The 22142-nt window shown below is 41.6% G+C and carries 19 protein-coding genes; 13 read left to right on the forward strand and 6 right to left on the reverse strand.

The features are described 5' to 3' along the window. Positions 1-19 precede the first annotated feature (19 nt). From CHB71_RS08645 to CHB71_RS08675, 7 genes are all read left to right on the forward strand, one after another. Entirely contained in the window at positions 20-658 is a 639-nt protein-coding gene (locus tag CHB71_RS08645; RefSeq protein WP_089356523.1) for an MBL fold metallo-hydrolase, read from the forward strand. Then, positions 655-1311, forward strand: a complete 657-nt coding sequence (locus tag CHB71_RS08650) for a CDP-alcohol phosphatidyltransferase family protein (RefSeq protein WP_089356524.1) — start codon at positions 655-657, stop codon at positions 1309-1311. The genes CHB71_RS08645 and CHB71_RS08650 overlap by 4 nt, the downstream gene beginning before the upstream one ends. Before the next feature lie 10 nt (positions 1312-1321). Beyond that, positions 1322-4684 carry a type IX secretion system sortase PorU gene (gene porU, locus CHB71_RS08655; RefSeq protein WP_144017375.1) on the forward strand — a complete coding sequence of 1121 codons (3363 nt, stop codon included), beginning with the start codon at positions 1322-1324 and terminating at the stop codon, positions 4682-4684. Positions 4685-4783: 99 nt separating this feature from the next. After that, positions 4784-6001 (forward strand): type IX secretion system outer membrane channel protein PorV, encoded by a 1218-nt coding sequence (gene porV / locus CHB71_RS08660; protein ID WP_089356976.1) that lies wholly within the window; start codon positions 4784-4786, stop codon positions 5999-6001. Positions 6002-6094: 93 nt separating this feature from the next. Further along, complete coding sequence (locus CHB71_RS08665) at positions 6095-7291, forward strand: pyridoxal phosphate-dependent aminotransferase (RefSeq protein ID WP_089356526.1); 1197 nt, start codon at positions 6095-6097, stop codon at positions 7289-7291. 1 nt (position 7292) lies between these two features. Further along, a complete protein-coding gene (locus CHB71_RS08670) occupies positions 7293-8291 on the forward strand; it encodes a bifunctional heptose 7-phosphate kinase/heptose 1-phosphate adenyltransferase (RefSeq protein WP_245811238.1) in 999 nt (332 codons plus the stop codon). An 18-nt stretch (positions 8292-8309) separates the two neighbouring features. After that, positions 8310-10664: a response regulator gene (locus CHB71_RS08675; RefSeq protein ID WP_089356527.1), complete on the forward strand. Its 2355-nt coding sequence runs from the start codon at positions 8310-8312 to the stop codon at positions 10662-10664. On the opposite strand, the gene hemE is transcribed toward CHB71_RS08675, so the two are convergent. After that, positions 10639-11697, reverse strand: coding sequence for a uroporphyrinogen decarboxylase (hemE, locus tag CHB71_RS08680; RefSeq protein WP_245811239.1), 1059 nt, complete (start codon positions 11695-11697; stop codon positions 10639-10641). The two genes, CHB71_RS08675 and hemE, sit on opposite strands and share 26 nt — an antisense overlap. Before the next feature lie 46 nt (positions 11698-11743). Between hemE and sdaAA the strand changes: the two genes are divergently transcribed. Then, positions 11744-12652 (forward strand): L-serine ammonia-lyase, iron-sulfur-dependent, subunit alpha, encoded by a 909-nt coding sequence (gene sdaAA / locus CHB71_RS08685; protein WP_089356979.1) that lies wholly within the window; start codon positions 11744-11746, stop codon positions 12650-12652. Here the strand turns inward: sdaAA and CHB71_RS08690 are convergent. Next, positions 12649-13098, reverse strand: coding sequence for a hypothetical protein (locus tag CHB71_RS08690; protein WP_089356528.1), 450 nt, complete (start codon positions 13096-13098; stop codon positions 12649-12651). The genes sdaAA and CHB71_RS08690 overlap by 4 nt on opposite strands. A 93-nt stretch (positions 13099-13191) precedes the next feature. Between CHB71_RS08690 and CHB71_RS08695 the strand changes: the two genes are divergently transcribed. The 5 genes from CHB71_RS08695 to CHB71_RS08715 all read left to right on the forward strand — a co-directional run bounded on the left by CHB71_RS08695 (position 13192) and on the right by CHB71_RS08715 (position 17694). After that, entirely contained in the window at positions 13192-13767 is a 576-nt protein-coding gene (locus CHB71_RS08695) for an adenylate kinase (RefSeq protein ID WP_089356529.1), read from the forward strand. 6 nt (positions 13768-13773) lie between these two features. Continuing rightward, positions 13774-14760 (forward strand): GTPase ObgE, encoded by a 987-nt coding sequence (gene obgE, locus CHB71_RS08700; RefSeq protein WP_089356530.1) that lies wholly within the window; start codon positions 13774-13776, stop codon positions 14758-14760. Between the two features lie 138 nt (positions 14761-14898). After that, a complete protein-coding gene (locus CHB71_RS08705; RefSeq protein ID WP_089356531.1) occupies positions 14899-15483 on the forward strand; it encodes a nucleotide exchange factor GrpE in 585 nt (194 codons plus the stop codon). A gap of 1 nt (position 15484) precedes the next feature. Further along, positions 15485-16600 carry a molecular chaperone DnaJ gene (dnaJ, locus tag CHB71_RS08710; protein WP_089356532.1) on the forward strand — a complete coding sequence of 372 codons (1116 nt, stop codon included), beginning with the start codon at positions 15485-15487 and terminating at the stop codon, positions 16598-16600. Between the two features lie 218 nt (positions 16601-16818). After that, positions 16819-17694: a hypothetical protein gene (locus CHB71_RS08715; RefSeq protein WP_144017376.1), complete on the forward strand. Its 876-nt coding sequence runs from the start codon at positions 16819-16821 to the stop codon at positions 17692-17694. 210 nt (positions 17695-17904) lie between these two features. Here the strand turns inward: CHB71_RS08715 and CHB71_RS08720 are convergent, their stop codons facing one another. The 4 genes from CHB71_RS08720 to CHB71_RS08740 form a co-directional block, all read right to left on the reverse strand. Further along, the gene (locus CHB71_RS08720; RefSeq protein WP_089356534.1) at positions 17905-18558 is read right to left on the reverse strand and encodes a lysoplasmalogenase; all 654 of its coding nucleotides are present in this window, start codon (positions 18556-18558) and stop codon (positions 17905-17907) included. A 1-nt stretch (position 18559) separates the two neighbouring features. Beyond that, the gene (locus CHB71_RS08725; protein WP_089356535.1) at positions 18560-19702 is read right to left on the reverse strand and encodes an MFS transporter; all 1143 of its coding nucleotides are present in this window, start codon (positions 19700-19702) and stop codon (positions 18560-18562) included. Between the two features lie 21 nt (positions 19703-19723). Then, positions 19724-20807, reverse strand: a protein-coding gene (prfB, locus tag CHB71_RS08730) for a peptide chain release factor 2 (protein ID WP_144017377.1) whose coding sequence is annotated in 2 segments (ribosomal slippage) — positions 19724-20746 and positions 20748-20807 — 1083 coding nt in all. Because the reading frame shifts where the segments join, the coding sequence is not laid out codon by codon here. Between the two features lie 254 nt (positions 20808-21061). Further along, positions 21062-22129: a branched-chain amino acid aminotransferase gene (locus CHB71_RS08740; RefSeq protein ID WP_089356538.1), complete on the reverse strand. Its 1068-nt coding sequence runs from the start codon at positions 22127-22129 to the stop codon at positions 21062-21064. Between the last annotated feature and the right edge of the window lie 13 nt (positions 22130-22142).

The raw sequence follows: 22142 nt of genomic DNA on the forward strand, positions 1-22142 counted from the left end.
AGGCCATAAAACTAATCAGATGAAGGTAAAATCTTTTGTGTTTAACCCGTTCTATGAAAATACTTATGTGATCTCTTCCAATAAGAAGAACTGCTTGATTTTCGACCCAGGTTGTTACGAAGACTATGAAGTAGATGAGTTAAAAGAGTACATCCATATGAATGATTTGAATGTTGTGGCAATCATAAATACGCATTGTCACATTGATCATGTGTTAGGAAATGATGTGCTAAAATTTGAATATAAGGCGCCACTCAAAATCCCTGAAAACGAAAAAGAAGTATTCGGGGCTGTACCTGCTTATGCCCCACAATGGGGAATATCAGGCTATAGACATGCTGATGTCGATGAGTATCTCAAAGGCGGTAGTGATTTAGTACTTGATGAAGTGGTATTAAAAATGATAGAAGTACCGGGACATTCACCTGGCCACCTCATGTTTCTTAATCAGGAGGAAAAAATAATGATTGGTGGTGATGTTCTTTTTCGTGAAAGTATCGGAAGAACTGATTTACCAGGTGGTAACCATGACGACCTGTTGAAAAACATCCAGGAAAAGGTTTATACATTGCCTGATGACATTCAGGTACTACCAGGACATGGACCTGCCACCACAATTGGTCATGAAAAACAATACAATCCGTTTGTGAAAGCATGAAAAAGCACATTCCCAATTTACTAACCTGCTTGAATCTTGCAATCGGTTGTGTAGGGATTTATTATACGCTCGGCGGAAAGGAGCCCATAGCATTTTATTTTGTCATAGTTGCCGGGCTTTTTGATTTTTTAGATGGCTTTTCTGCGAGGCTTTTGAAGGTGCAATCAGAAATTGGGAAACAGCTGGATTCCCTATCCGATCTTGTTTCTTTCGGATTGTTGCCGTCATTTTTTATGCTTAAATGGCTTGAGGGAATAACAGCGTTTTACTGGGTAGCGATTATTATAGCTGTATTTTCTGCAATTAGGTTAGCTGTTTTTAATGTGGATGAATCGCAGACAGATAGCTTTAAGGGGCTGCCAACCCCTGCTAATGCCATAATGCTGACTTCATTGAGTTTTGTTTCTTTTGAGTTGTATGAATATACTTTAATTAGCATCTGCCTGTTTTCAGCACTGCTTTTGGTTTCACCAATTCGTTTAGTGGCACTTAAATTCAAATCATTCGCCTGGAAAGGTAATGAGGGGAGGTGGATCTTAATTGCTGGCATAGTAGTGTTTATATCTGTCTTTCAATGGACATTTATTCCTTTCCTGATACCGTTTTATCTAGTGGTATCGCTCATTTCATTTGTAGCTTTTAAGAAAGGATAAAATTTTTATCGTGAAGCATACGTTTTACATAGCGATGTGGAGGTTTATAAGTCTGTTAGTTCTAGCCTGCGGTACCATGCAATCTGCCAGGGCGCAATCCTCAGTATTAGCTTCAGGTAACTGGTATAAGGTTGGAATAACAGAGACAGGTATCTACAAGATTGATAGAAACACCCTGGATGTACTTGGTGTACCTTCCTCAGTCAACCCAAAAAAGATCAAAATTTACGGCAATGGAATCAAAGGGGTTTTGCCCCAATCAAATGCTGAAGACAGACCAGTAGATCTCGTTGAGAATGCCGTTTTTCTATCTGGTCAAAATGATGGATCATTCGATCAAAATGATTACCTCCTTTTTTATGGAATAGGGCCGGACAAGGAAACATGGACCGAGTCAGGGTTTCAATATCAAAAGAATTTCTATTCGGATACCTCATTTTACTTTATGCAGGTGGATGGTGCCGACGGAAAACGGATCAGTACAAAAGAGAATGCTGAAGGGATTGTGGATCAAACAATATCCACTTTTGATGACTTTGTTGTATTTGAAGAGGATGAAAACAACCTCATTTCCTCTGGAAGGGGCTGGTACGGTGAAACGCTTTCAAGTGGTGAATCACAAACATTTTCGCATCAATTAACCGGCTTAAATTCTAACGTCGAATTGACTTTAAGTGGAGTAAGTCAATCATCTGAAGATGCTACATTTGATGTGAGCATAAACAATTCACTGATCGGTTCAATGCCAATAGACAAAGTGCCGGATGGGCCTGGCACGACTTATAGTATTAAAGCTCGCCAGGAAACACAATCATTTTCATTTTCAACGACGGATTCATTCGATTTAAAAATAGCTTTCGATGGGAATGCTTCTGGCGAGCGCGGGTTTATTGATTATTACTTTTTGACGTTCAGGCGTAACCTTCAGTTATATGGAAATGAAACGGATTTTAGATGGTCAGGTAATGTAGGGGAGCGTTTAAGATATGAAATCAACAATGCTGAAGGTGTTAAAATATGGGATGTAACAAATCCCGTTAATATAAAAGAGCAGGGTTATAACCTAAGTGGCAACAAAGCTGTTTTCCTCAGTCAATCTGAAAGTATTGAAGAATATGTTGTTTTTGAAGGGGCCGATTTCCCAACTCCTTTTGTAATCGGAAAGATTTCAAATCAAAACTTAAGAGGCGAAACGAATTATGATGCGGTAATCGTATCACATCCTAGTTTTTTGGCGGAAGCTGAATCATTAAGTCAATTCCATCAGACGCATGATGGTTTAAGTGTGTTAACTGTGACAACAAAGCAGGTTTACAACGAATTTTCTTCTGGACGGCAGGATGTTTCGGCCATCCGAGATTATGTCAGGCATGTATATGATCATGGGGGAAGACTAAAGTATTTGCTTCTATTTGGTGACTGCTCATACGACTATAAGGATCGAGTGTCCAACAATACTAACCTCGTTCCCACATACGAATCACGTCAAAGCTTTCATCCGATTTTTAGCTATTCATCTGATGATTATTTTGGGTTTTTAGAATCAGATGAAGGAGTTTGGGAAGAGACTGTATCAGGAGATCATACACTAGAAATTGGTGTAGGAAGATTGCCGGCAAAAACCAAAGGGGAAGCACAGGCATTGGTCGATAAAATCATTTACTATTCTACAAGCCCAAATACGCTAGGAAAATGGCGAGGAGAGATCACCTATGTAGCAGATGATGGCGATGGAAACGTTCACGCGAGACATGTTGAAGATCTGTCTGAGCTGATAGATACAACCTATGCACTTTACAATATCAATAAACTGCTTCTTGACGCTTTTGAACAGGAATCTTCAGGGTCGTCCGAAAAATCACCTCAGGCAAAAGCGGCATTAAAAACAAGAATTAAAAATGGTACTTTTTCCATCAACTTCATTGGACACGGAAATGAGCGTTTATGGATGGAGGAGCAGATTTTCACAACCGCAGATATCGAAGAGCTTACCAATAGAAACAAGCTCCCCATTTTTGTTACAGCTACATGCGAATTTGGCAGGTACGATGATCCTATCCGTACCTCAGGAGCTGAGGAGCTATTACTTTTAGAGCAGGGCGGGGCTATAGCGCTGCTAACTACAAGTCGACCAGTTTTTGCAAGCACCAATTTTAGCCTCAATCGTGCATTCCATGAAAATATTTTCAGGAAAGAATCAAATATCAACTTAAGATTGGGGGATGTGATTCGTTTGACAAAAAACGAAGGGCTGGAGGGTCCGGTCAACCGTAACTTTACTCTTTTGGGAGACCCTATGATGATGCCCGCATACCCTAAACTTGACATTATTATCAACGAAACAGGCCAACAGCTGGACACTTTAAGTGCACTGGAAGAAATAACACTCACAGGACAGGTGCACAAGAACGGAAGTATTTTTGAGACTTTTAATGGAAAGCTTTCCATAGGCATTTTTGATACCGAGCAGGCTTTTATCACAAAGGGTCAGGAGAGTGCTCCATACTCCTATGAGTTAAGAACAAACGCCATCTTTCGAGGAGAATCGAGTGTTTTAGAGGGTAATTTTTCATTTTCCTTTATCGTCCCGAAGAATATTTCCTACCAGTTTAAGAATGGCAAAATGAGTCTGTATGCATGGGATCCTAATAGCAATTTGGATGCTGGAGGTTCTTCAAGAGATTTTGTTATAGGGGGTACTTCCGGTCAGCCAGCAACTGACTTAAACCCGCCTTTGATTTCTGCATATATAAATGATAGATCATTCAAAAATGGAGCAACCGTAGGAGACTCTCCGCTATTCATCGCAGATCTTGAAGATGAAAGTGGCATAACTACTACAAGTATTGGAGTAATTGAAGGGATCACATTAAATCTCAATAGCGAAGAGTTTAACCTCAACGGATTTTACACCGCAAATGTCGATGATTTTAAAGGTGGAACGGTTGTTTTTCCATTACAGGATTTAGAGCCCGGAAACTATGCTGCTACAATAAAAGTATGGGACACGCATAATAATGCTTCTGAAGAAACGATCGATTTCAAAGTTTCAGATGAACCAATATTGTTCATTTATAATCCCATAGTATACCCGAATCCCGTGATTGGTTCTACAACATTTGCTTTTGAACACGATCGGGAGGATGAAGACCTCTTCATTACTACTATTGTATATGGTCCAAGAGGAGAAATTATTAGTAAGAGGGAGCAATTGATTGAAAATAGTCAACGTCGAATTGAAATTCCATGGAATGCTACTACTAACTCAGGAGAGGCTTTAAGGCAAGGGGTTTATTATAGTCGGATGATTATTCGGAGTAGATTAGATGGGGCAATGAAAGAAATCACCCAAAAGCTCGTTATACAGAATTAGTAAATTTCAGTCAATTGAATATCAGCAGTTTTATTGGAAATTTTAATAGGTATTCACCTGATAATGTTAAGTTTGGCATCCTTTTATAAAAACATTCACATGAGTCACTTTATAAAGAAGATAATTGGAATTCTTCTTGTTTTCGTTGCTGTAGAATCTTTTTCACAGCAGCAACCTTCACCAACGCTATCAGGACAAGGTGATGGCAATAACCCGATTACCGTTGCGGTACCATTTTTAAACTTTGCCCCAGACAGTAGGGCTTCTGCAATGGGAGATGTTGGAGTTGCCACCTCACCAGATGTCAACAGTGTACACTGGAATAATGCAAAGCTTGCATTTATTGATTCTGACATGGGTTTTGGATATTCCTACTCTCCATGGCTTGGAAACATCGTTGACGATATGTCATTGAATTATCTATCGTTTTTCAAAAAAATTGATCAGACGCAATCTTTTGGTGCATCATTCAGGTATTTCGATTTAGGAGAAATTCAAAAGTATGATGGCAATGCAGTATTTCAAGGTGTCGAAAATCCCAATGAATTAGCTGTAGACGGAACTTACTCAAGAAAATTATCCGAGAACATGGGAGTCGGAGCAACTTTACGATTTGTTTGGTCAAATCTGGCAGGTGATCTGCAAGGTGCACCGGATGCCAAAGCGGGCACGAGCGTTGCAGTTGACCTTGGATGGTATTACACTAAACCGTTCATGTTGTCTGGTAAAAACTCCGAGCTTTCATTAGGAGCTCATGTTTCAAATATTGGTCAGAAAATCACCTACAGCGCCGAATCAAATGAGAACTTCATTCCTGCCAATCTTCGGGTAGGATCAGCTTTTAAGACTAATCTGGATCCATATAACACCATCACACTAGCGTTTGACATTAATAAATTAATGGTACCATCACCACCTATTTATGAGGAAGACGAGAATGGTGAGGTTGTAACAGATAGTAACGGTGACCCAGTTATAGCTAAAGGAAAAGACCCAAATAGATCATTGCTTTCAGGGACATTCGGTTCATTTGGAGATGCTCCAAATGGTATAAGAGAAGAGATTCAGGAATTGATGTATTCTGCAGGAGTCGAGTATTGGTATCGTGATGTTTTTACTGCTCGAGCAGGATATTTTTCGGAGCACCAAAACAAGGGAAATAGAAAGTACCTCACCTTGGGAGCAGGATTCCGTTATCAGGTTTTTGGGTTCGATTTTTCTTACTTAATTCCTTCAGACGGACAAAACCATCCACTAGCAGATACATTGAGAATTTCATTGCTATTTAATTTAGATGATAGTGGCAATGACGAGTAGTAGATAAACAGAGAAAAAAATTCTAAAAGAAGAGTTGACTACCTAGTTAACTCTTCTTTCTATTTTTGCGAAAAAACGCTTACAACCAACTTTATGAACGCACTTTCTAGTCGTATTAAAAGCATCCCCGAGTCAGCTACACTTGCCATGGCTGCAAAGGCAAGAGAGATGAAAGAAAAAGGCATTGAGGTAATTAGTTTAAGCCTGGGAGAGCCTGATTTCAAGACACCAAAACATATTCAAGAGGGGGCTAAAGAGGCGATTGACTCAGAAAACTATTTTGCGTATCCGCCAGTTAATGGTTACCTCGATTTGAGAAAAGCAATTTCTGAAAAATTTAAACGTGACAATGGTCTGGACTATGGGCCAGATCAAATTGTAGTTTCAAATGGGGCGAAACAATCCATAGCTAATGTAATGATGGCAATCCTCAACCCAGGGGATGAAGTGATTGTGCTTACACCATATTGGGTTAGCTATTCTGCAATGATACTTTTGGCAGAAGGCAAGCCCGTCTTCGTTAGGGGCACAATTGAGACTGATTTTAAAGCAACTGCAGATCAGATAAAAGAAGCGATCACAGATAAAACCAAGGCAATTATATTTTCTTCTCCATGCAACCCTACTGGTTCAGTATTTACTCGTGAAGAGCTTGAAGGAATCGCTAGTGTATTAAGAGACAGAGAGGATATAACCATAATCTCAGATGAGATATACGAGCTGATAAATTTCGGATCCAAACACGAAAGCATCGGCACTCTCGATGGAATGTTGGAACGAACAGTCACCGTTAATGGCTTTTCAAAAGGATTTGCGATGACTGGATGGCGAGTTGGGTACATTGGGGCACCTCAATGGATTGCAAAAGCATCCAACAAAATGCAAGGGCAATATACCTCTGGTAATTGCTCGATAGCTCAAAGAGCAGCTCTTACAGCTCTTACAGGTCCAATGGAGCCCACTTTGGAAATGTCCAAAGCTTATGAAAGGCGAAGAGGATTAGTATATGATCTTCTCAGCGATATTCCCGGGTTTGAGGTGAATATGCCACAAGGCGCATTCTATTTTTTCCCTAATGTTCGCCACTATCTAGGAAAATCTACTGGAGATGTGAAAATTGAAACTGTGAATGATCTGTGCTTGTACTTACTGGAAGATGCTCATGTTTCGTTGGTCACAGGAGAGGCTTTCGGTGATCCCGAATGTCTAAGATTATCGTACGCTGCATCCGAGGAAGATTTAAAATCAGCCATTTCCAAAATAAAAGAATCGCTAGCTAAGTTGTCTTAATATGGAATCGATCGAAGACGTATTTGAAGCATTCAAAAACAAAACAGTCCTGGTTGTTGGTGATGTAATGATCGACAACTACATGCGAGGCAAAGCAAGTAAGATTTCAGCAGAAGCTCCTGTGCCTGTGATTAGGCTTGAAAAACAGGAAAAAAGATTGGGAGGTGCAGCGAATGTGGCCTTGAACATACGTGCTCTTGGTGCCACTCCCATCTTATGTTCGGTTGTTGGAGACGATGCTGATGGAGAATCTTTTGAACAGCTACTGGAATTTGAAAACATGCCAAATAAAGGCATTATCAGAAGCCAAAACAGGGTTACCACAACGAAACTGAGGATAACATCAGGGTTGCAACATCTGATTCGCGTGGACAATGAAGATGTGCACCCCTTGATTGATTTAGATCAAAAGTCTTTGCTTCATCATATCAGAAACTTATTAGATGAGTGTGACTTGGTGATTTTTGAGGATTATGACAAAGGGACGATCAACCCGGAAGTCATCGAGCAAACAATAAAGCTGGCCAAAGAAAAAAATATTCCGATTGCTGTTGACCCTAAACGCAGAAACTTCACAAAATACCAAGGAGTTTCCCTTTTCAAGGTAAATGTGGCTGATCTAAAAGATGGATTAGATATTGAGTTTGATGCTCTGGATGAGTCAGAATTAGCCAATGCAGCCAAGCAACTGAAAGACAATGTCGCTGCGGATAACTATTTCATTACATTGTCAAAACACGGGCTTTTCTATGATTCAGGAAAAGAATCCGGAAAGCTTGAAGCACATAAAAGAAATATCGTTGAGGTAATGGGTGCCGGTGATACGGTAATAAGCATTTCTGGCCTTTGTCTTACATTGGGGCTTCCGTTAGAGTTTATTGCAGAACTTGCAAATATCGCTGGTGGGATAGTCTGTGAGATGCCGGGAGCCGTCCCAATAGATCGGGAAATATTATTCAATGAAGCGAAGGAAAATCCGATACTCAAAAAATATCTTTAATTTGGCTGCTTGTCAGCCATGAAAAGACTTGTATTCGTACTTCTTTTTTCTACTACCTTACTACCACGGGTATGTACTTCTCAGGAGGTAATTGATGGTGTTATTGACCTTTCCAAAGTCGACCTTAATAACAATGCAGTTGCGATATCCGGAGATTGGGAGTTTTACTGGAACAAGCTGATTAATCCTGATTCTATTAATCTTCAGCAAAAGGACTTTTACCGATTTCCTAAACTTTGGAATGACGGAGTTACCCGGAATGGTATAGAATTGTCCGCACAAGGATATGGCACCTATCGTATCAGGATAATCTTGCCTCCTAAAACACCTCAGCTTGCGATTTCCTTAGGAGAAAGCTATAATTCGTATCGGCTGTTTTATGATGGATTTGAAATCGGCAAAAACGGCAAAGTAGGTAAGTCGAAGGAAACATCAATCCCGGACTGGATGCCACAGGTAATTCCAATTGCCAGGTATCAGAATACCCTGGATCTTATTTTACAGGTGTCTAACTACAGACACTCAAAGGGAGGAGTGCGTGAGCCTATCATGATCGGTGATAGGAAGGTTCTAAACGCTAAGAGGGACTTTGATTTTAGCTATGACTTTCTTTTAAGTGGAAGTTTAATCATGGGCGGCCTCTTCTTCCTTGGTCTATTTATGTTTGGTCAGCATGAGCGTTCAGTGTTATTTTTCGCGCTGTTTTGCCTCACCTTTAGTTATCGTATGATTGGAAGTGGGGAATATGCAATTCATGCGCTTTACCCCAATATGTCATGGGATCTAATTATTCGAGTCGAATACCTGTCTTTATTTATACCCTGTGGAATTTTCACCGTTTACAGCTATTTGCTTTATCCTGAAGATAGTAAGCGATGGATTCTGCTAGGATTTACCATTATTTCAGGCGTATTTTCTATTCTATCACTCTTTGCTCCCACGATATTTTTTACCCGCTTGGTTGAGCCGTTTTTTGTTTTGGTTATTACTGCAATTTTTTACCTGATCTATGTGTATTGGATTGCGTACAAGCGAAATAGAACTGGAGCGCAATATGCTTTTGCAAGTACCGGCATTGTATTTATGGTTGCAGTCTATTTGATATCTGTATACCTAACGCCTGTTCAGGAAAATACTTTCCTTACGTTTATTGGCTTTATTTTATTCTTTTTCTTTCAATCACTAATACTTTCGTATCGTTTCGCACATTCATTAAAGAAAGCAAAAGATGCAGCGGAAGATGCTTCGAAAGCAAAAACAGATTTCCTCAGTACCATTTCGCATGAAATAAGAACACCCTTAAATGCTGTGGTAGGTATTTCGCACTTCTTGATCAATGAAAATCCACGTAAAGATCAAAAAGAAAGTCTTGAATCTTTACAGTTTTCGGCAGAGCATCTCACAGCACTAATCAATGATATTCTGGATTATAATAAGTTAGAGTCGGGCTCAATTGAGTTTGAGTTTACTGAGGTTAATCTTGAATCACTAGCAGCAAAAATCATTAAAGCGCATACTGCTCTTGCAAAAGAAAAGGGGCTCAGTCTGTTATTAGAACTTGATGAGAAAATGCACCCATTAGTATTGGCTGATCAAACCCGAATTTATCAGGTATTGAATAACCTTATCAACAACGCACTAAAATTTACCTCCAAAGGATATGTAAAGCTTAAAACAATCGTCCTGAATGCGGATGAAAAGATACAGACTCTTCGAATAGAAGTACTTGATTCGGGCATTGGTATACCATACGAAAAGCAAAAAGTAATCTTTGAACGATTTACTCAGGCGGGATCATCTACTACCAGAGAGTATGGTGGTACCGGACTTGGTTTAGCAATTATTCGAAAAATTCTAAACATGGTTGGCTCAGAAATATATGTGAAAAGTGAACCTGATTCAGGCACCATATTCTGGTTTGATTTAAGCTTCAAAAAGGTGTTGCATGCCGAAATAGATGAGGCAGTTCAGGAAGAGGAAGATTCAAATATTATTACTGGAAAGCGCATTCTTCTTGTAGAAGATAATCAAATGAACATTATGGTGGCCGAGAAGTTTCTGAAAAAATGGGAGCTAAATGTAGAAGTAGCGCATAATGGGCAGGAAGCAGTGGAAATGATGATGGAAAAATCGTATGATCTGATCTTAATGGATTTGCAAATGCCTATAATGGATGGCTACAAAGCAACCAGAAAGATTAGGACATTCAATCAAAAAACACCAATTATCGCACTGACAGCATCAGCTCTTTTAAAAGTGAGACAAGAAGTAATAGCTGCCGGAATGAATGATTATATCACCAAGCCATTTGATCCGAATGAGCTGAGACGAAAGATTGCTAGTTTTATTAAGTACCAGGAGACAACTCCTTAACCATCTCAATAAAGTATTTTACCTTATTAGGATCTGTGTCAGGATATACACCATGACCCAGATTGGCAATGTGCGGATGATCCCCGAAAGACGCAAGCATTTTCTTGGTTTCAGCCTTTATTACCTCATTGCTTCCATAGAGCGCACAAGGATCAAGATTACCCTGTAAGGTTTTATTCGGCAGGACTCTTCGGGCTTCTTTCGGATCCATATTCCAATCCAACCCCACTGTCCTGCAATTAATATCAGCCATTTCTGGGAGCGCCCACCAGGCACCTTTTGCAAACACAGTGATCGGTACCTCAGTAATAGCGTCACAAATTTTTGAAATATACTTCAGTGAGAATTTTGAATAATGTGCTGGGGGCAACACGCCTGCCCAGGAATCAAAAATCTGCAACATATCTGCTCCAGCTTTGACCTGCTCTTTCAGATAAGCTATGGTGGAGTCTGTAATCATATTGAGCAAATGCTCAGCCATTGCCGGATCGCTGTAAAGCATTCTTCTGGCTTTCGAAAAAGTTTTGCTTCCACCACCCTCAATCATATAAGAAAAAATGGTCCATGGAGCTCCGGCAAACCCGATAAGAGGGACCCGGCCGTCCAGTTCTTTCTTGGTGATACGAAGTGCTTCATACACATATCCTAAGTCAGCAGGATCAGCCACTTTAAGCCTTTCAATATCATGCTTACTCTCTACTGTTTTTGGAAAATGAGGGCCTTTTTTCTCTACCATCTCATACGTGAGACCCATGGCTTCTGGTATTACGAGGATGTCTGAGAAGATGATTGCTGCGTCTACTCCAAGAATATCCACAGGTTGAATCGTTACCTCAGCGGCCAATTGCGGAGTTTCAACCAACTCTTTAAACCCTGAAAGGCTATTTCTCACCGCTCGATATTCTGGCAATATTCTTCCAGCTTGTCTCATTAACCACACTGGAGTACGTTCCGTCTTTTCTCCTCTTGCAGCTCGTAGTATAAGGTCATTTTCCAACATGGCCGCAAAAATAGGCAGGTTGATGAAACTCATGGCCCAAAGCGTCAGTTATTGGGCAAAACAAATAGTATCTTTGAGTATGGGTGTTTTGTTCAACAGTTTTGAGGAGTGGAAAAAGGAGTGCGAGGGAAAAGGCCTACCCCTTTTTCAGGCGGTTCTTGATTTTGAAGTCAATCAAAAAGGCAAGAAGGAAGAGGATATTTGGGCCGGTCTTGATGAAGCCTATCAGGTCATGAAGGAGGCTGTGCAATCCGGTCTGAAGGAGGAGATGAATTCATACTCCGGCATGATCAATAATGGCGCTAAGAAAGTGATGAACTTTCCAAAGACTGTCCTTTCACCGGAATTCCAAAAGCTGGTTGCCCGGGCACTCGCCGCTAAAGAAGTAAACTCATGCATGGGAAGGGTGGTGGCGGCACCTACAGCCGGCGCTAGCGGTATATTGCCAGGGACCATGGTTACTCTTCAGGAGATACATGATATTTCGGATAGAAAAATTTATGAGGCCCTGTTGATTGGAGCAGGGGTGGCTTTGATTTTAGAAAAGCGAGCTTCTATTGCAGGAGCGGTTGGAGGCTGTCAGGCAGAAACAGGTTCAGCTGCAGCTATGGCCTCTGCGGGTATTACCTACTGCCTTGGAGGTAGCAACGATCAGATATTTAATGCAGTAGCAATCACCATTCAGTGTATGCTTGGGTTGGTTTGTGACCCGGTAGCAGGCTTAGTAGAGATTCCGTGTGTAGTTCGAAATGCAAGCGCCGCAGCTATTGCAAATTCTTCCGCACAAATTGCATTAGCAGATGTAAGCCCGGTGATACCGGTAGACGAATGTGTAGATGCCATGGGTGAGGTTGGACAAAGTATGGAAGCCCGATATAAAGAAACAGCTCAGGGTGGACTAGCCGCGACCCCTACAGGAAGAGCAATCTCAAAAAGGGTACTTATTCAGGATATTGAAGTGCTCGAAGACGAGGATGGGGAAGATTAACTTGGAATAAAATCTTCAACGAGCCAGAAAGCATATTTGATAATTAGTGTGATGATCGTGCTCCATAACAAAGCACTGATCCACATCCATTTCAGGATTATTTTTTTCTTTGAGCCAAGCAGGTTAACCAGCAGTCCACCACCAGGTGGCGTGAGTATTAATGGTGTTAGCAAACACATTCCTTTTAACCCAAACTTCCTCCAGATTCGCACAAACCGTCTACTCTTTTTAGAGAAAATTCGTTTTTTCTTTCGAAACCTAGCAAAGAATCTTCTGATCTCATCACCAAAAAAAGTGAAGAGATAAATGGTGGTCATCATCCCTAGTGCTGTGAGAATAATAATAGCTGGCACGGGCAAGTTATTGGCCACACCAAAAGTGGGTCCGAAAACAAATTTTAGCCCACTGAGAAAGTAAACCGTGAAGTATTTTAAAGCGGTAGCCATAATAGATTTGCTAACTTACTGATACTAGTTGTAATAAAGACGGCTCGAAACATTTTTAGCCCTTATCTTTACCGCTTTTTACAAATTGAAGGTATGCTGAATGTAATTTTGTTTGGACCTCCGGGAGCGGGGAAAGGAACTCAAAGTGAGCGACTGATCGAGAAGTATGGTTTGTGTCACATCTCCACAGGGGACCTGTTTCGATGGCATACAAAAAACGACACAGAGCTAGGTAAGCGAGTGAAGGAGATCATCAATAGCGGACAACTTGTTTCTGATGATATTACCATTGCCATGCTGAAGCATGAGGTTGAAAAAAACCCAGAAGCTAATGGGTTTTTGTTTGATGGCTTCCCGCGAACCGTGGATCAAGCCAAGGCACTTGATGCACTCATGGAGTCCATGAACACGAGCATTCATGCCGTGATTGAACTAAAGGTTACCGAAGATGAAGTTCGACAAAGAATTGCAAAAAGAAAGCAGCTGGAAAATAGAGCAGATGATGCTTCAGATAAGCTAGACAGAAGAATTGGTGAATACTTCAATAAAACCGTACACGTACTTCCTTTTTATGAAGAGCAGGGAAGACTCTCTACAGTGAATGGTATTGGGGATATCGAAACCATATTTGCTGATATTGACAAGACTGTCTCTGCACTGGAGGTGTAAAGACCGATGGAATCCAACTTTATAGATTATGTAAAATTTTACGCCCGATCGGGTGATGGCGGAGCTGGGTCGGTGCATTTCCGCAGGGAAAAGCATGTGCCAAAAGGCGGGCCTGATGGAGGTGATGGGGGTAGAGGAGGCAATATTATCCTCAAGGGTAATAGTCAGCTTTGGACACTACTGCACTTAAAATACAAGAAGCACATCACTGCCGAAAACGGAGGGAACGGAGAGGGAGGCCAGCGCTTTGGGAAAGATGGTGAAGATATAATTCTGGAGGTGCCAATAGGAACGATTGCCCGAAACGCTGAAACCAACGAAAAAATGGTGGAGATTCTGGAAGATGGGGAAGAGAAGGTGCTGCTTTCCGGCGGAATCGGTGGGCGAGGAAATGTGCATTATAAGACTCCTACAAACCAAACACCTCGATACGCTCAGCCAGGAATAGAAGGAATTGAAAATTGGGTCATTTTAGAATTGAAGATCCTGGCCGATGTAGGGCTTGTAGGCTTTCCGAATGCTGGTAAATCCACACTACTTTCGGTTGTTTCTGAAGCCAAGCCCGAAATAGCTGACTATCCTTTCACCACCCTCGTGCCAAATTTAGGAGTTGTTCCATATCGGGATTACAAATCGTTTGTGATGGCGGATATACCAGGTATCATAGAGGGAGCAGCTGAAGGGAAAGGGCTGGGGAGCAGATTCTTGAGGCACATTGAGCGTAATTCCATTCTGCTATTTATGATCCCTGCAGATGCAAATGATATTAGAAAAGAGTTCAAAATCCTTATGGGTGAACTTGAAAAACACAATCCGGAATTGATGGATAAAGACCGGTTGCTGGCAATTTCAAAATCAGATCTTTTGGATGAAGAACTAATGGCAGAAATGAAAGAGGAATTGCCTGAAATTGAAACGTTGTTTATTTCAAGCGTAACAGGGTTAGGAATTCAGGAATTAAAAGATAAAATCTGGCGTCAGATTACGTCATAATCCATCTCATTCATCCCTTTGTTTTTATTGTATGCCAACTCCCATCAATTTATTGGTTGAATTCTGCCATAATGGCACACCTAAACGCATTGGCAAAGAAATTGTCAATCTCAGACCATCTTTAAGCATGTTGAAAGAATGAAGGAAACAAAAGAAAAAGTGACTAAAGAGCAGGAAGTAGCAGAAGAGCAGGAAGCTCAGAATAATAAAGACGAGGAAGTGAAGAATCAGGAGGCCAAAGAAGAGGCTTCCGAGGAAACTGAAGAATCCCAGGAGCCAACGCTCGAAGAGCAGGTAGGAGAAGCAAAAGATAAGTACTTGCGTCTCTACTCTGAATTTGAAAACTTTCGTAGAAGGACATCTAAGGAAAAGCTGGATCTCATCAGCACTGCCAATAAAGATCTGATGTCAGACCTTATCCCTGTACTGGATGATTTTGAACGAGCAATGAACGCCTCCGAAGAAAGCGAAGACATTAAGGCATTGCGCGAGGGCATGACATTGATTCAAAATAAACTCAATAAATCGCTTCAAAACAGAGGTCTGAAAAAGATGGAAGTAAAGAAGGGCGATGATTTCAATGATGAAATACATGAAGCGATCACCCAGATTCCTGCTGATAAAGATTTAGAAGGCAAGATTGTAGATGTGGTAGAGGCAGGATACACCCTCGGAGAATCCGTGGTACGATTTGCAAAAGTAGTTGTAGGAGCGAAGCAATAGCATGGCAAAGAGAGACTATTACGAAATTTTAGGAGTTGACAAGTCAGCATCAAAAGATGAGTTGAAAAAAGCTTATCGCAAGATTGCGATTAAATATCACCCGGATAAAAACCCGGACGACAAAGAAGCTGAAGATAAATTCAAAGAAGCTGCAGAGGCGTATGAAGTTCTGAGTAATGATCAGAAACGTCAGCGGTATGATCAGTTTGGTCACCAGGGTGTTGGTGGTGCCGGAGGAGGCTTCAGTGGCGGCAATATGAACATGGATGATATCTTCTCTCAGTTTGGAGATATTTTCGGTGGAGGCAGCCCGTTCGATAGCTTTTTCGGCGGTGGTGGCCGTGGAGGAAGAAGAACCCGTAAGGGTACCAACCTCCGCATCAAATTGAAGCTGACGCTTGAGGAAGTTGCGCATGGCGTAGAGAAGAAAATAAAGGTAAACAGGCTGATCGTTGATCCTGAAACGAAGTTTCAGACATGCTCGAGCTGTAATGGTACCGGTCAGGTTCGCAAGGTGATGAACACGATGCTAGGCCAAATGATGAGTACATCCACATGTCCGTCTTGCGGCGGGAGCGGCCAAATGGTTGAAAGCAGAGCTGCAGGAGTGGATAGCTCAGGGCTAAAGCGTCAGGAGGAGATAATTCCAATCAAGATTCCTGCAGGTGTAACAGACGGCATGCAGCTTTCTATGTCTGGAAAAGGAAATGAGGTAGCTGGTGGTGTTCCAGGGGATTTGCTTATTCTGGTTGAGGAAGTTGAGCATGAAATCCTGAAACGAGATGGCAACAATGTGATCTATGATCTTTATATCAATTTCGTTGACGCAGCACTCGGAACATCAATCGAAGTGCCAACAATCGATGGGAAGGTCAAGATCAAAGTTGATCCCGGCACTCAAAGCGGAAAAATTCTTCGTTTGAGAGGTAAAGGAATAAAGTCTGTAGAAGGATATGGGCAAGGTGACCAATTGGTTCATGTAAATGTGTGGACGCCTAAAAAGCTGAATGCTGATGAAAAAGAAGCATTGGAGGCACTGCGTGAATCTCCAAACTTTCAGCCGGATCCGGGCAAATCAGATAAAAGCTTCTTCGAGCGGATGAAGGAATTCTTTTAATTTATTTAACCACCGAGATATCTAAGAATTTCACAGAGAAGATGCAAGAGCGTTTCTCAGAGAGCCCATAAGAAGGTGCTATAGAGAATCTCTCTCAGTGTTCACTGTGATTAATACTCAGTTCTCTTAGTGGTTAAAAAGATTTTTATTCAAATAGATCGAAGAAACGTAACCTCCAATTACCCTTTGCGTAATAACAATCCATGTTGCGGTTGGTAATGATAGCAGGCACGTCCCTGCTGATGAGTCTGGGTGCGTTTGCACAGCTTACAAAATTTTATACGGTAAAGGAATCTACACAATTCGATACCGTTGACTTTTATCTTAAAGCCACAGCAACCAATTGTTTGCTTAAACGCTCCGAAACGGACAATAATCCACTTACTATCTACGGAAATCCTGACTTGGAAAAGATCAATCCTTCCTTTGCCAATAAGGTTAAAAACAATACATGTTATGCAAAGTTGGCGCTTGATGAATACAACTCTTCGGGGTTTGGAGACAGCTTCTCTATGGCCGTATCCAGGAGTGATAAAGAAAATGATTTCTGGAAGGTCAATTTGAATGAGTCAGAAATCTATAAACTCAACCTGATATACGGATTTGGTAACGCAGATGTGAATTTAACAGGTACTTCTGTTCAGCGCTTGAAAATCAAATCAGGAAGCGCAGACATTGTCGTGGGTTATGATGATGGAAACAAGAACCCCATTCAGATGGATACTTTCTACGTGAAAGCTGACTTTGGTTCCATAGTCGCCAAAAGGATGGAGCTCGCACGCGCTAAGAATGTGATTACCAAGATTGGTTTTGGAAACGTATTGTTGGATTTTGATAGTGAGATGACAGAAAAATGCAATGTAGATGCATCGGTTGGAGCGGGAAATCTTGAGATACTCCTTCCAAGAGACGGCACTCCTGTTAGAATTCAAATTCGGGATTCACCTCTGTGCGCAGTGAAAATTGCTAAAGGATTTGAGGAAGTGGAAAAAAATGTATTCGTCAACATGAGCTATGATGCCAATGCGGATAACCTGCTTTCTTTTGATGTAGATGTGGCACTAGGTATGGTACGCTTCAGGTACACGGATTAATTTTTCTTAACGGATAGACTTAACCACTGAGGCCACTAAGGCGTTCTCACAGAGGACTCAGAGGTTTCCATCAAAGTTTCTTTGTGCTCTCCGTGTTAAATCTCCGTGTTCTTTGTGGTTTAAGTTCACTGTGATACTTCTCAAATTTCTCAGCGGTAAAACCTCTCTGATCTCTTTGTGCTAATCTCAGTGTTCTCTGCGGTTAAAAACCTACTCCACGTGCTTCAACAACCCCTTCACAAGTAATAATTGAGCTGCACAGTAGGTAGACATAATAAACACTCCGGCATAAGGAATCGCGGTATGAAAGGCGTTGAAAGCCAGAATCGAATCTGATAACACGAACAGAATACTTCCGTATAATGCTAGCCTGAAACTTTCCTGAGAAGTATTCCCTTCCCTCAAACGAGCCATGATTACCATTGTCAATATGACCACTCCATAAATGGAAATTGGAATGGTAAAATCGCCAGCAGGTAGAAGGACGAAGAAAAGGGCACCACCATAAGCTAAAAATGGAATTACTTGCACCAGATTGAACGACGGTTTTTGATAAGCAGACGTTCTCAGGACTATTACATAAATGATTTGTGCGACTAAAAACAGCCCAATTCCGGCAATAAAAAAGGCTTCATTGGCTTGGTACATTAGCGCCACATCTCCCAGCCATGAAAAGAACAATGCTCCTGACACAAGTAAGATGCGTTTGGTGGTTTTTCCAATGCTTGACCGATACACATAAAACATAAGTAGCGGCATGAGCATAGGTTTGGTAAACTGATCCAAATCCTCAGAAGGAATAATTTTAGCGATGACATTCGCAAATGATACGATGATGTAGATCCAGAATATAAGGTTGGGCATTTTACTTTCCTTTAAACAAAAGGTAAATAAAAGCTAAAAACGCCAAGCTTCCACATCCGGTAAACACAATCGGAAAATTGGCAGGGTTACCATTGTAGATCTGGCCGGCCAGCATGGCCCCCATACCTATGCCTATCTCTAAGGCCATAAATAAAGTAGAAAAACCTCTGCCTCTGAATTTGTCTGGAGCTAAATCTGCCGCCCAGGCAAAAAGTGCCGGAGAAGATAAGCCGTAACCTGCGCCGAAGATCAGTGCACCAGTAAATAGCTGAAATGCTGAAGTGGAAAATCCGATATAAATAGATCCTGTACCTACAATCAGCATGGCTGCAATCAATACTTTCCTACGCCCAAACTCATCAGACAATCGCCCTCCAACAACCCTTGAAACAAGAGACGTGACAGTAAAATAAGAGAAGAATAATCCTTTGTTAGCAATGCCTAGTGATACACTCAAATCAGGAGCTAACGTAAGAGCTGCACCAAAGGAAAAAGTCACCAACATCATCACAACAGAGGGAACCAGAACGGTAGGTTCATATATATCAGCAGCCTTTATTTTAAGCAATTGCCTGGAGAATTTCTGCTTGTTCTCTACTGTTTCCTTCATTCCGGCCAATACCACAACGGAAAGGATAGCCACAGCAGCACTGCTATAAAAAAGTGTTTCAATGGAGCTGTGAAGGGCTATTTCACCACCGATGTAGTTTCCCATCCCCATCCCGGTCATTCCGAAGAAGCTTAGGATACCCATTCCTTCACCGCGCCTGTTTACAGGAACAATATCCGCCACATAAGCAGCTGTACCTGTTGGCTTAAATCCGGTGGAGAATCCATGCAGAAACCGAATAAACAGGAAGGCATAGATATTCAGGAAGAAAGGATAAAACAATGACACCACAGCCGTGACCGTACATCCAAACACCATGACCGGGATTCGCCCCCAGGTATCAGTCAACTTTCCGCTAAAGGGTCGCGAGATGAGGGCTGTAAGCGTGAAGAAAGTGATATGAAGACCAATGTAGTCTTCACCACCAAAGGTTCGCATAAAATCAGGCAGCTCAGGCAATACCATGTTAAAGGAACCAAAGAAGAGAAACGAACTCATGGAAAGTAACCAAAAGTTCAGTGAATATTTTTTCATTAAACCGGGTTAGGTGTTACGCTATTCTTCTTGGTGAAGAAGATAAGCTTTGATATAATCATTCAAATCCCCATCAAGTACATTTTGTACATCTGTCCGCTCAAAGCCGGTTCTGGCATCTTTGATGAGTTTGTAGGGATGTAACACATAATTTCGGATTTGCGATCCAAAATCGATTGCTTTTTTTCCAGCCTCTATATTTGCGCGCTCTTTGTTTCGCTTCTCGATCTCCATTTGGTACAACTGAGACTTAAGCATCTGCATGGCTCGTTCCCGGTTGGCAAGCTGAGATCGCTCCACCTGACAAACCACAACAATCCCAGTGGGTTTGTGGGTCAATTGAACTTTGGTCTCCACCTTGTTTACATTTTGACCACCGGCACCTCCGGATCGAGAGGTGTGAAGTTCAATGTCAGATGGATTTATATCAATTTCAATTGAATCATCTGCTACCGGATAAACATAAACAGAAGCAAACGAAGTATGTCTGCGTCCACCACTATCGAAGGGTGAGATTCGAACCAATCGGTGTACACCATTTTCTGATTTAAGATACCCATACGCAAGTGGTCCATCAAATTCTAATGTTACCGATTTTACTCCGGCTACATCACCTGCCTGGTAATCAACCTCACGAACTTTGTAGCCATTGGCCTCACCCCACATGATGTACATCCGCATAAGGATGCCGGCCCAATCGTTACTTTCTGTACCACCAGCGCCAGGAGTGATTTGCAGCATGGCAGAGAGTTGATCTTCCTCTTCTCCCAGCATTTTCTTCAATTCCAGGTCTTCCAGTTGTGTCAGAGCAGCTTTGTGAGCTTCTTCCAACTCTTCGTCCGTGGCTTCACCTTCTTGATTAAATTCAAAGAGGGTTTCTACGTCACCAAGTGAAGTCTCTACTTCTTCAAAGCTTTCGGTCCAGGACTTTAAGCCCTGGATTTTTTTCATGGTTTTTTCCGCCTCGTCAGGATTGTTCCAGAAGTCGGGCTGGGCGGTGACAAGTTCTAATTCTTCCAGGTTTTTCTTACGACCATCATAGTCAAAGATACCCCCTCAAGGCATTAACACGAGCCTTTAAATCTTTCAATTCATCTGTTGTCATAGCATGCTAAAATTGAAGTGGCGAAGATAGCATTAGTCTTTAAGAATTTATAAATAATGTGAATATCGGATGAGGAATGCTAAAATGTCCAAAACAATGCCTTAAAGTCTCCTCCTTGGAGGAGTGGAGGTGGGTTTTTGAAAAAGATTGGTTTGGTCATTTTAGGTGTAAAAGAAAAAAGGGTTGCTTATTTAACCCACCCCTAGCCCCTCCAAAGGAGGGAAATAGGCCTCTTTTAGCCGTCAAGAAATTTATCACCCAATCTTTTTGATCCAGCCATATTTGTCCTCAATCTGCCCCATCTTGATGCCAGTAAGCGCATCTAACAGCCGATTAGAGGTCTTACGGGTTTCTATAGTAGGAAGCTCGTAATCTGTTCCTTCATAGCCTATTACTGCAATATGAGACACAGTAGCTGCAGTGCCAATACCAAATGCTTCTGTCAGGGAACCTTTCTCAATTGCTTCGATGACTTCATCAATCTTGATAGGTCGCTCTTCTACATTCAGTCCCCAATCTTTTGCCAAAATCAATGCACTCTCACGAGTAATTCCCGGAAGAATTGAATCGCTGGTTGGAGGAGTGATGAGTGTGTCATTGATCACGAACATGATATTCATGGTTCCTGACTCCTCAATGAACTCATGTGTTTGTCCATCGGTCCAAACCAGTTGGTGATAGCCTTGTGACTGAGCTTGCTTGGCTGGGTATAATGATGCAGCATAGTTTCCTGCAGTCTTAGCAGCACCCACTCCACCCCTTACGGCTCTTGTAAAATGTTTTTCGATTTTCACTTTTACCGGCTCAGAATAGTATCCTCCTACTGGGCCTGTCAAAACCATGAACTTGTACGTTTCAGAAGGTCGAACTCCAATAAATGGATCGTCTGCAAACTGAAAAGGTCGGATATAAAGTGAAGTCCCTGGCTTATTTGGAACCCAATCTTTATCTAAAGAAACCAAGCTTTCGATTGCTTCCATAAAAAGTTCTTCAGGTACGGGCGGCATACACATGCGTTCTGCACTTTTGATCAGTCTCTTAGCGTTAGCTTCTGGTCTGAAGATAAGGATATCTCCATTGTCATTTTTGTGTGCTTTCAGCCCTTCGAAAATACTTTGTGCGTAGTGAAGTGTTGCGTTAGCGGGGCTAATAGAGAGGTTTTGATAGGGTGTGATTCGAAGATCAGTCCATTCACCGTTTTTATAATCAGCCACAAACATGTGGTCAGAAAAAGTCTTGCCGAAAGCGAGGTTGTCGAAATCGATTTCGGATAGTTTAGATGATTGGGTTTCGGTGATTTGTATATCCAACGTCTCAGTCATTATGCTACAGTCT

Source organism: Ekhidna lutea (genome assembly GCF_900188325.1).
Lineage (GTDB): Bacteria > Bacteroidota > Bacteroidia > Cytophagales > Cyclobacteriaceae > Ekhidna > Ekhidna lutea.

What these genes read in the sequence shown, in the direction of transcription:
- CHB71_RS08645 (WP_089356523.1), top strand. Translation starts at nt 20, where the DNA reads ATGAAGGTAAAATCTTTTGTGTTTAACCCGTTCTATGAAAATACTTAT.
- CHB71_RS08650 (WP_089356524.1), top strand. Translation starts at nt 655, where the DNA reads ATGAAAAAGCACATTCCCAATTTACTAACCTGCTTGAATCTTGCAATC.
- porV (WP_089356976.1), top strand. Translation starts at nt 4,784, where the DNA reads ATGAGTCACTTTATAAAGAAGATAATTGGAATTCTTCTTGTTTTCGTT.
- CHB71_RS08665 (WP_089356526.1), top strand. Translation starts at nt 6,095, where the DNA reads ATGAACGCACTTTCTAGTCGTATTAAAAGCATCCCCGAGTCAGCTACA.
- CHB71_RS08670 (WP_245811238.1), top strand. Translation starts at nt 7,293, where the DNA reads ATGGAATCGATCGAAGACGTATTTGAAGCATTCAAAAACAAAACAGTC.
- CHB71_RS08675 (WP_089356527.1), top strand. Translation starts at nt 8,310, where the DNA reads ATGAAAAGACTTGTATTCGTACTTCTTTTTTCTACTACCTTACTACCA.
- hemE (WP_245811239.1), bottom strand. Translation starts at nt 11,697, where the DNA reads ATGAGTTTCATCAACCTGCCTATTTTTGCGGCCATGTTGGAAAATGAC.
- sdaAA (WP_089356979.1), top strand. Translation starts at nt 11,744, where the DNA reads ATGGGTGTTTTGTTCAACAGTTTTGAGGAGTGGAAAAAGGAGTGCGAG.
- CHB71_RS08690 (WP_089356528.1), bottom strand. Translation starts at nt 13,098, where the DNA reads ATGGCTACCGCTTTAAAATACTTCACGGTTTACTTTCTCAGTGGGCTA.
- CHB71_RS08695 (WP_089356529.1), top strand. Translation starts at nt 13,192, where the DNA reads ATGCTGAATGTAATTTTGTTTGGACCTCCGGGAGCGGGGAAAGGAACT.
- obgE (WP_089356530.1), top strand. Translation starts at nt 13,774, where the DNA reads ATGGAATCCAACTTTATAGATTATGTAAAATTTTACGCCCGATCGGGT.
- CHB71_RS08705 (WP_089356531.1), top strand. Translation starts at nt 14,899, where the DNA reads ATGAAGGAAACAAAAGAAAAAGTGACTAAAGAGCAGGAAGTAGCAGAA.
- dnaJ (WP_089356532.1), top strand. Translation starts at nt 15,485, where the DNA reads ATGGCAAAGAGAGACTATTACGAAATTTTAGGAGTTGACAAGTCAGCA.
- CHB71_RS08715 (WP_144017376.1), top strand. Translation starts at nt 16,819, where the DNA reads ATGATAGCAGGCACGTCCCTGCTGATGAGTCTGGGTGCGTTTGCACAG.
- CHB71_RS08720 (WP_089356534.1), bottom strand. Translation starts at nt 18,558, where the DNA reads ATGCCCAACCTTATATTCTGGATCTACATCATCGTATCATTTGCGAAT.
- CHB71_RS08725 (WP_089356535.1), bottom strand. Translation starts at nt 19,702, where the DNA reads ATGAAAAAATATTCACTGAACTTTTGGTTACTTTCCATGAGTTCGTTT.
- CHB71_RS08740 (WP_089356538.1), bottom strand. Translation starts at nt 22,129, where the DNA reads ATGACTGAGACGTTGGATATACAAATCACCGAAACCCAATCATCTAAA.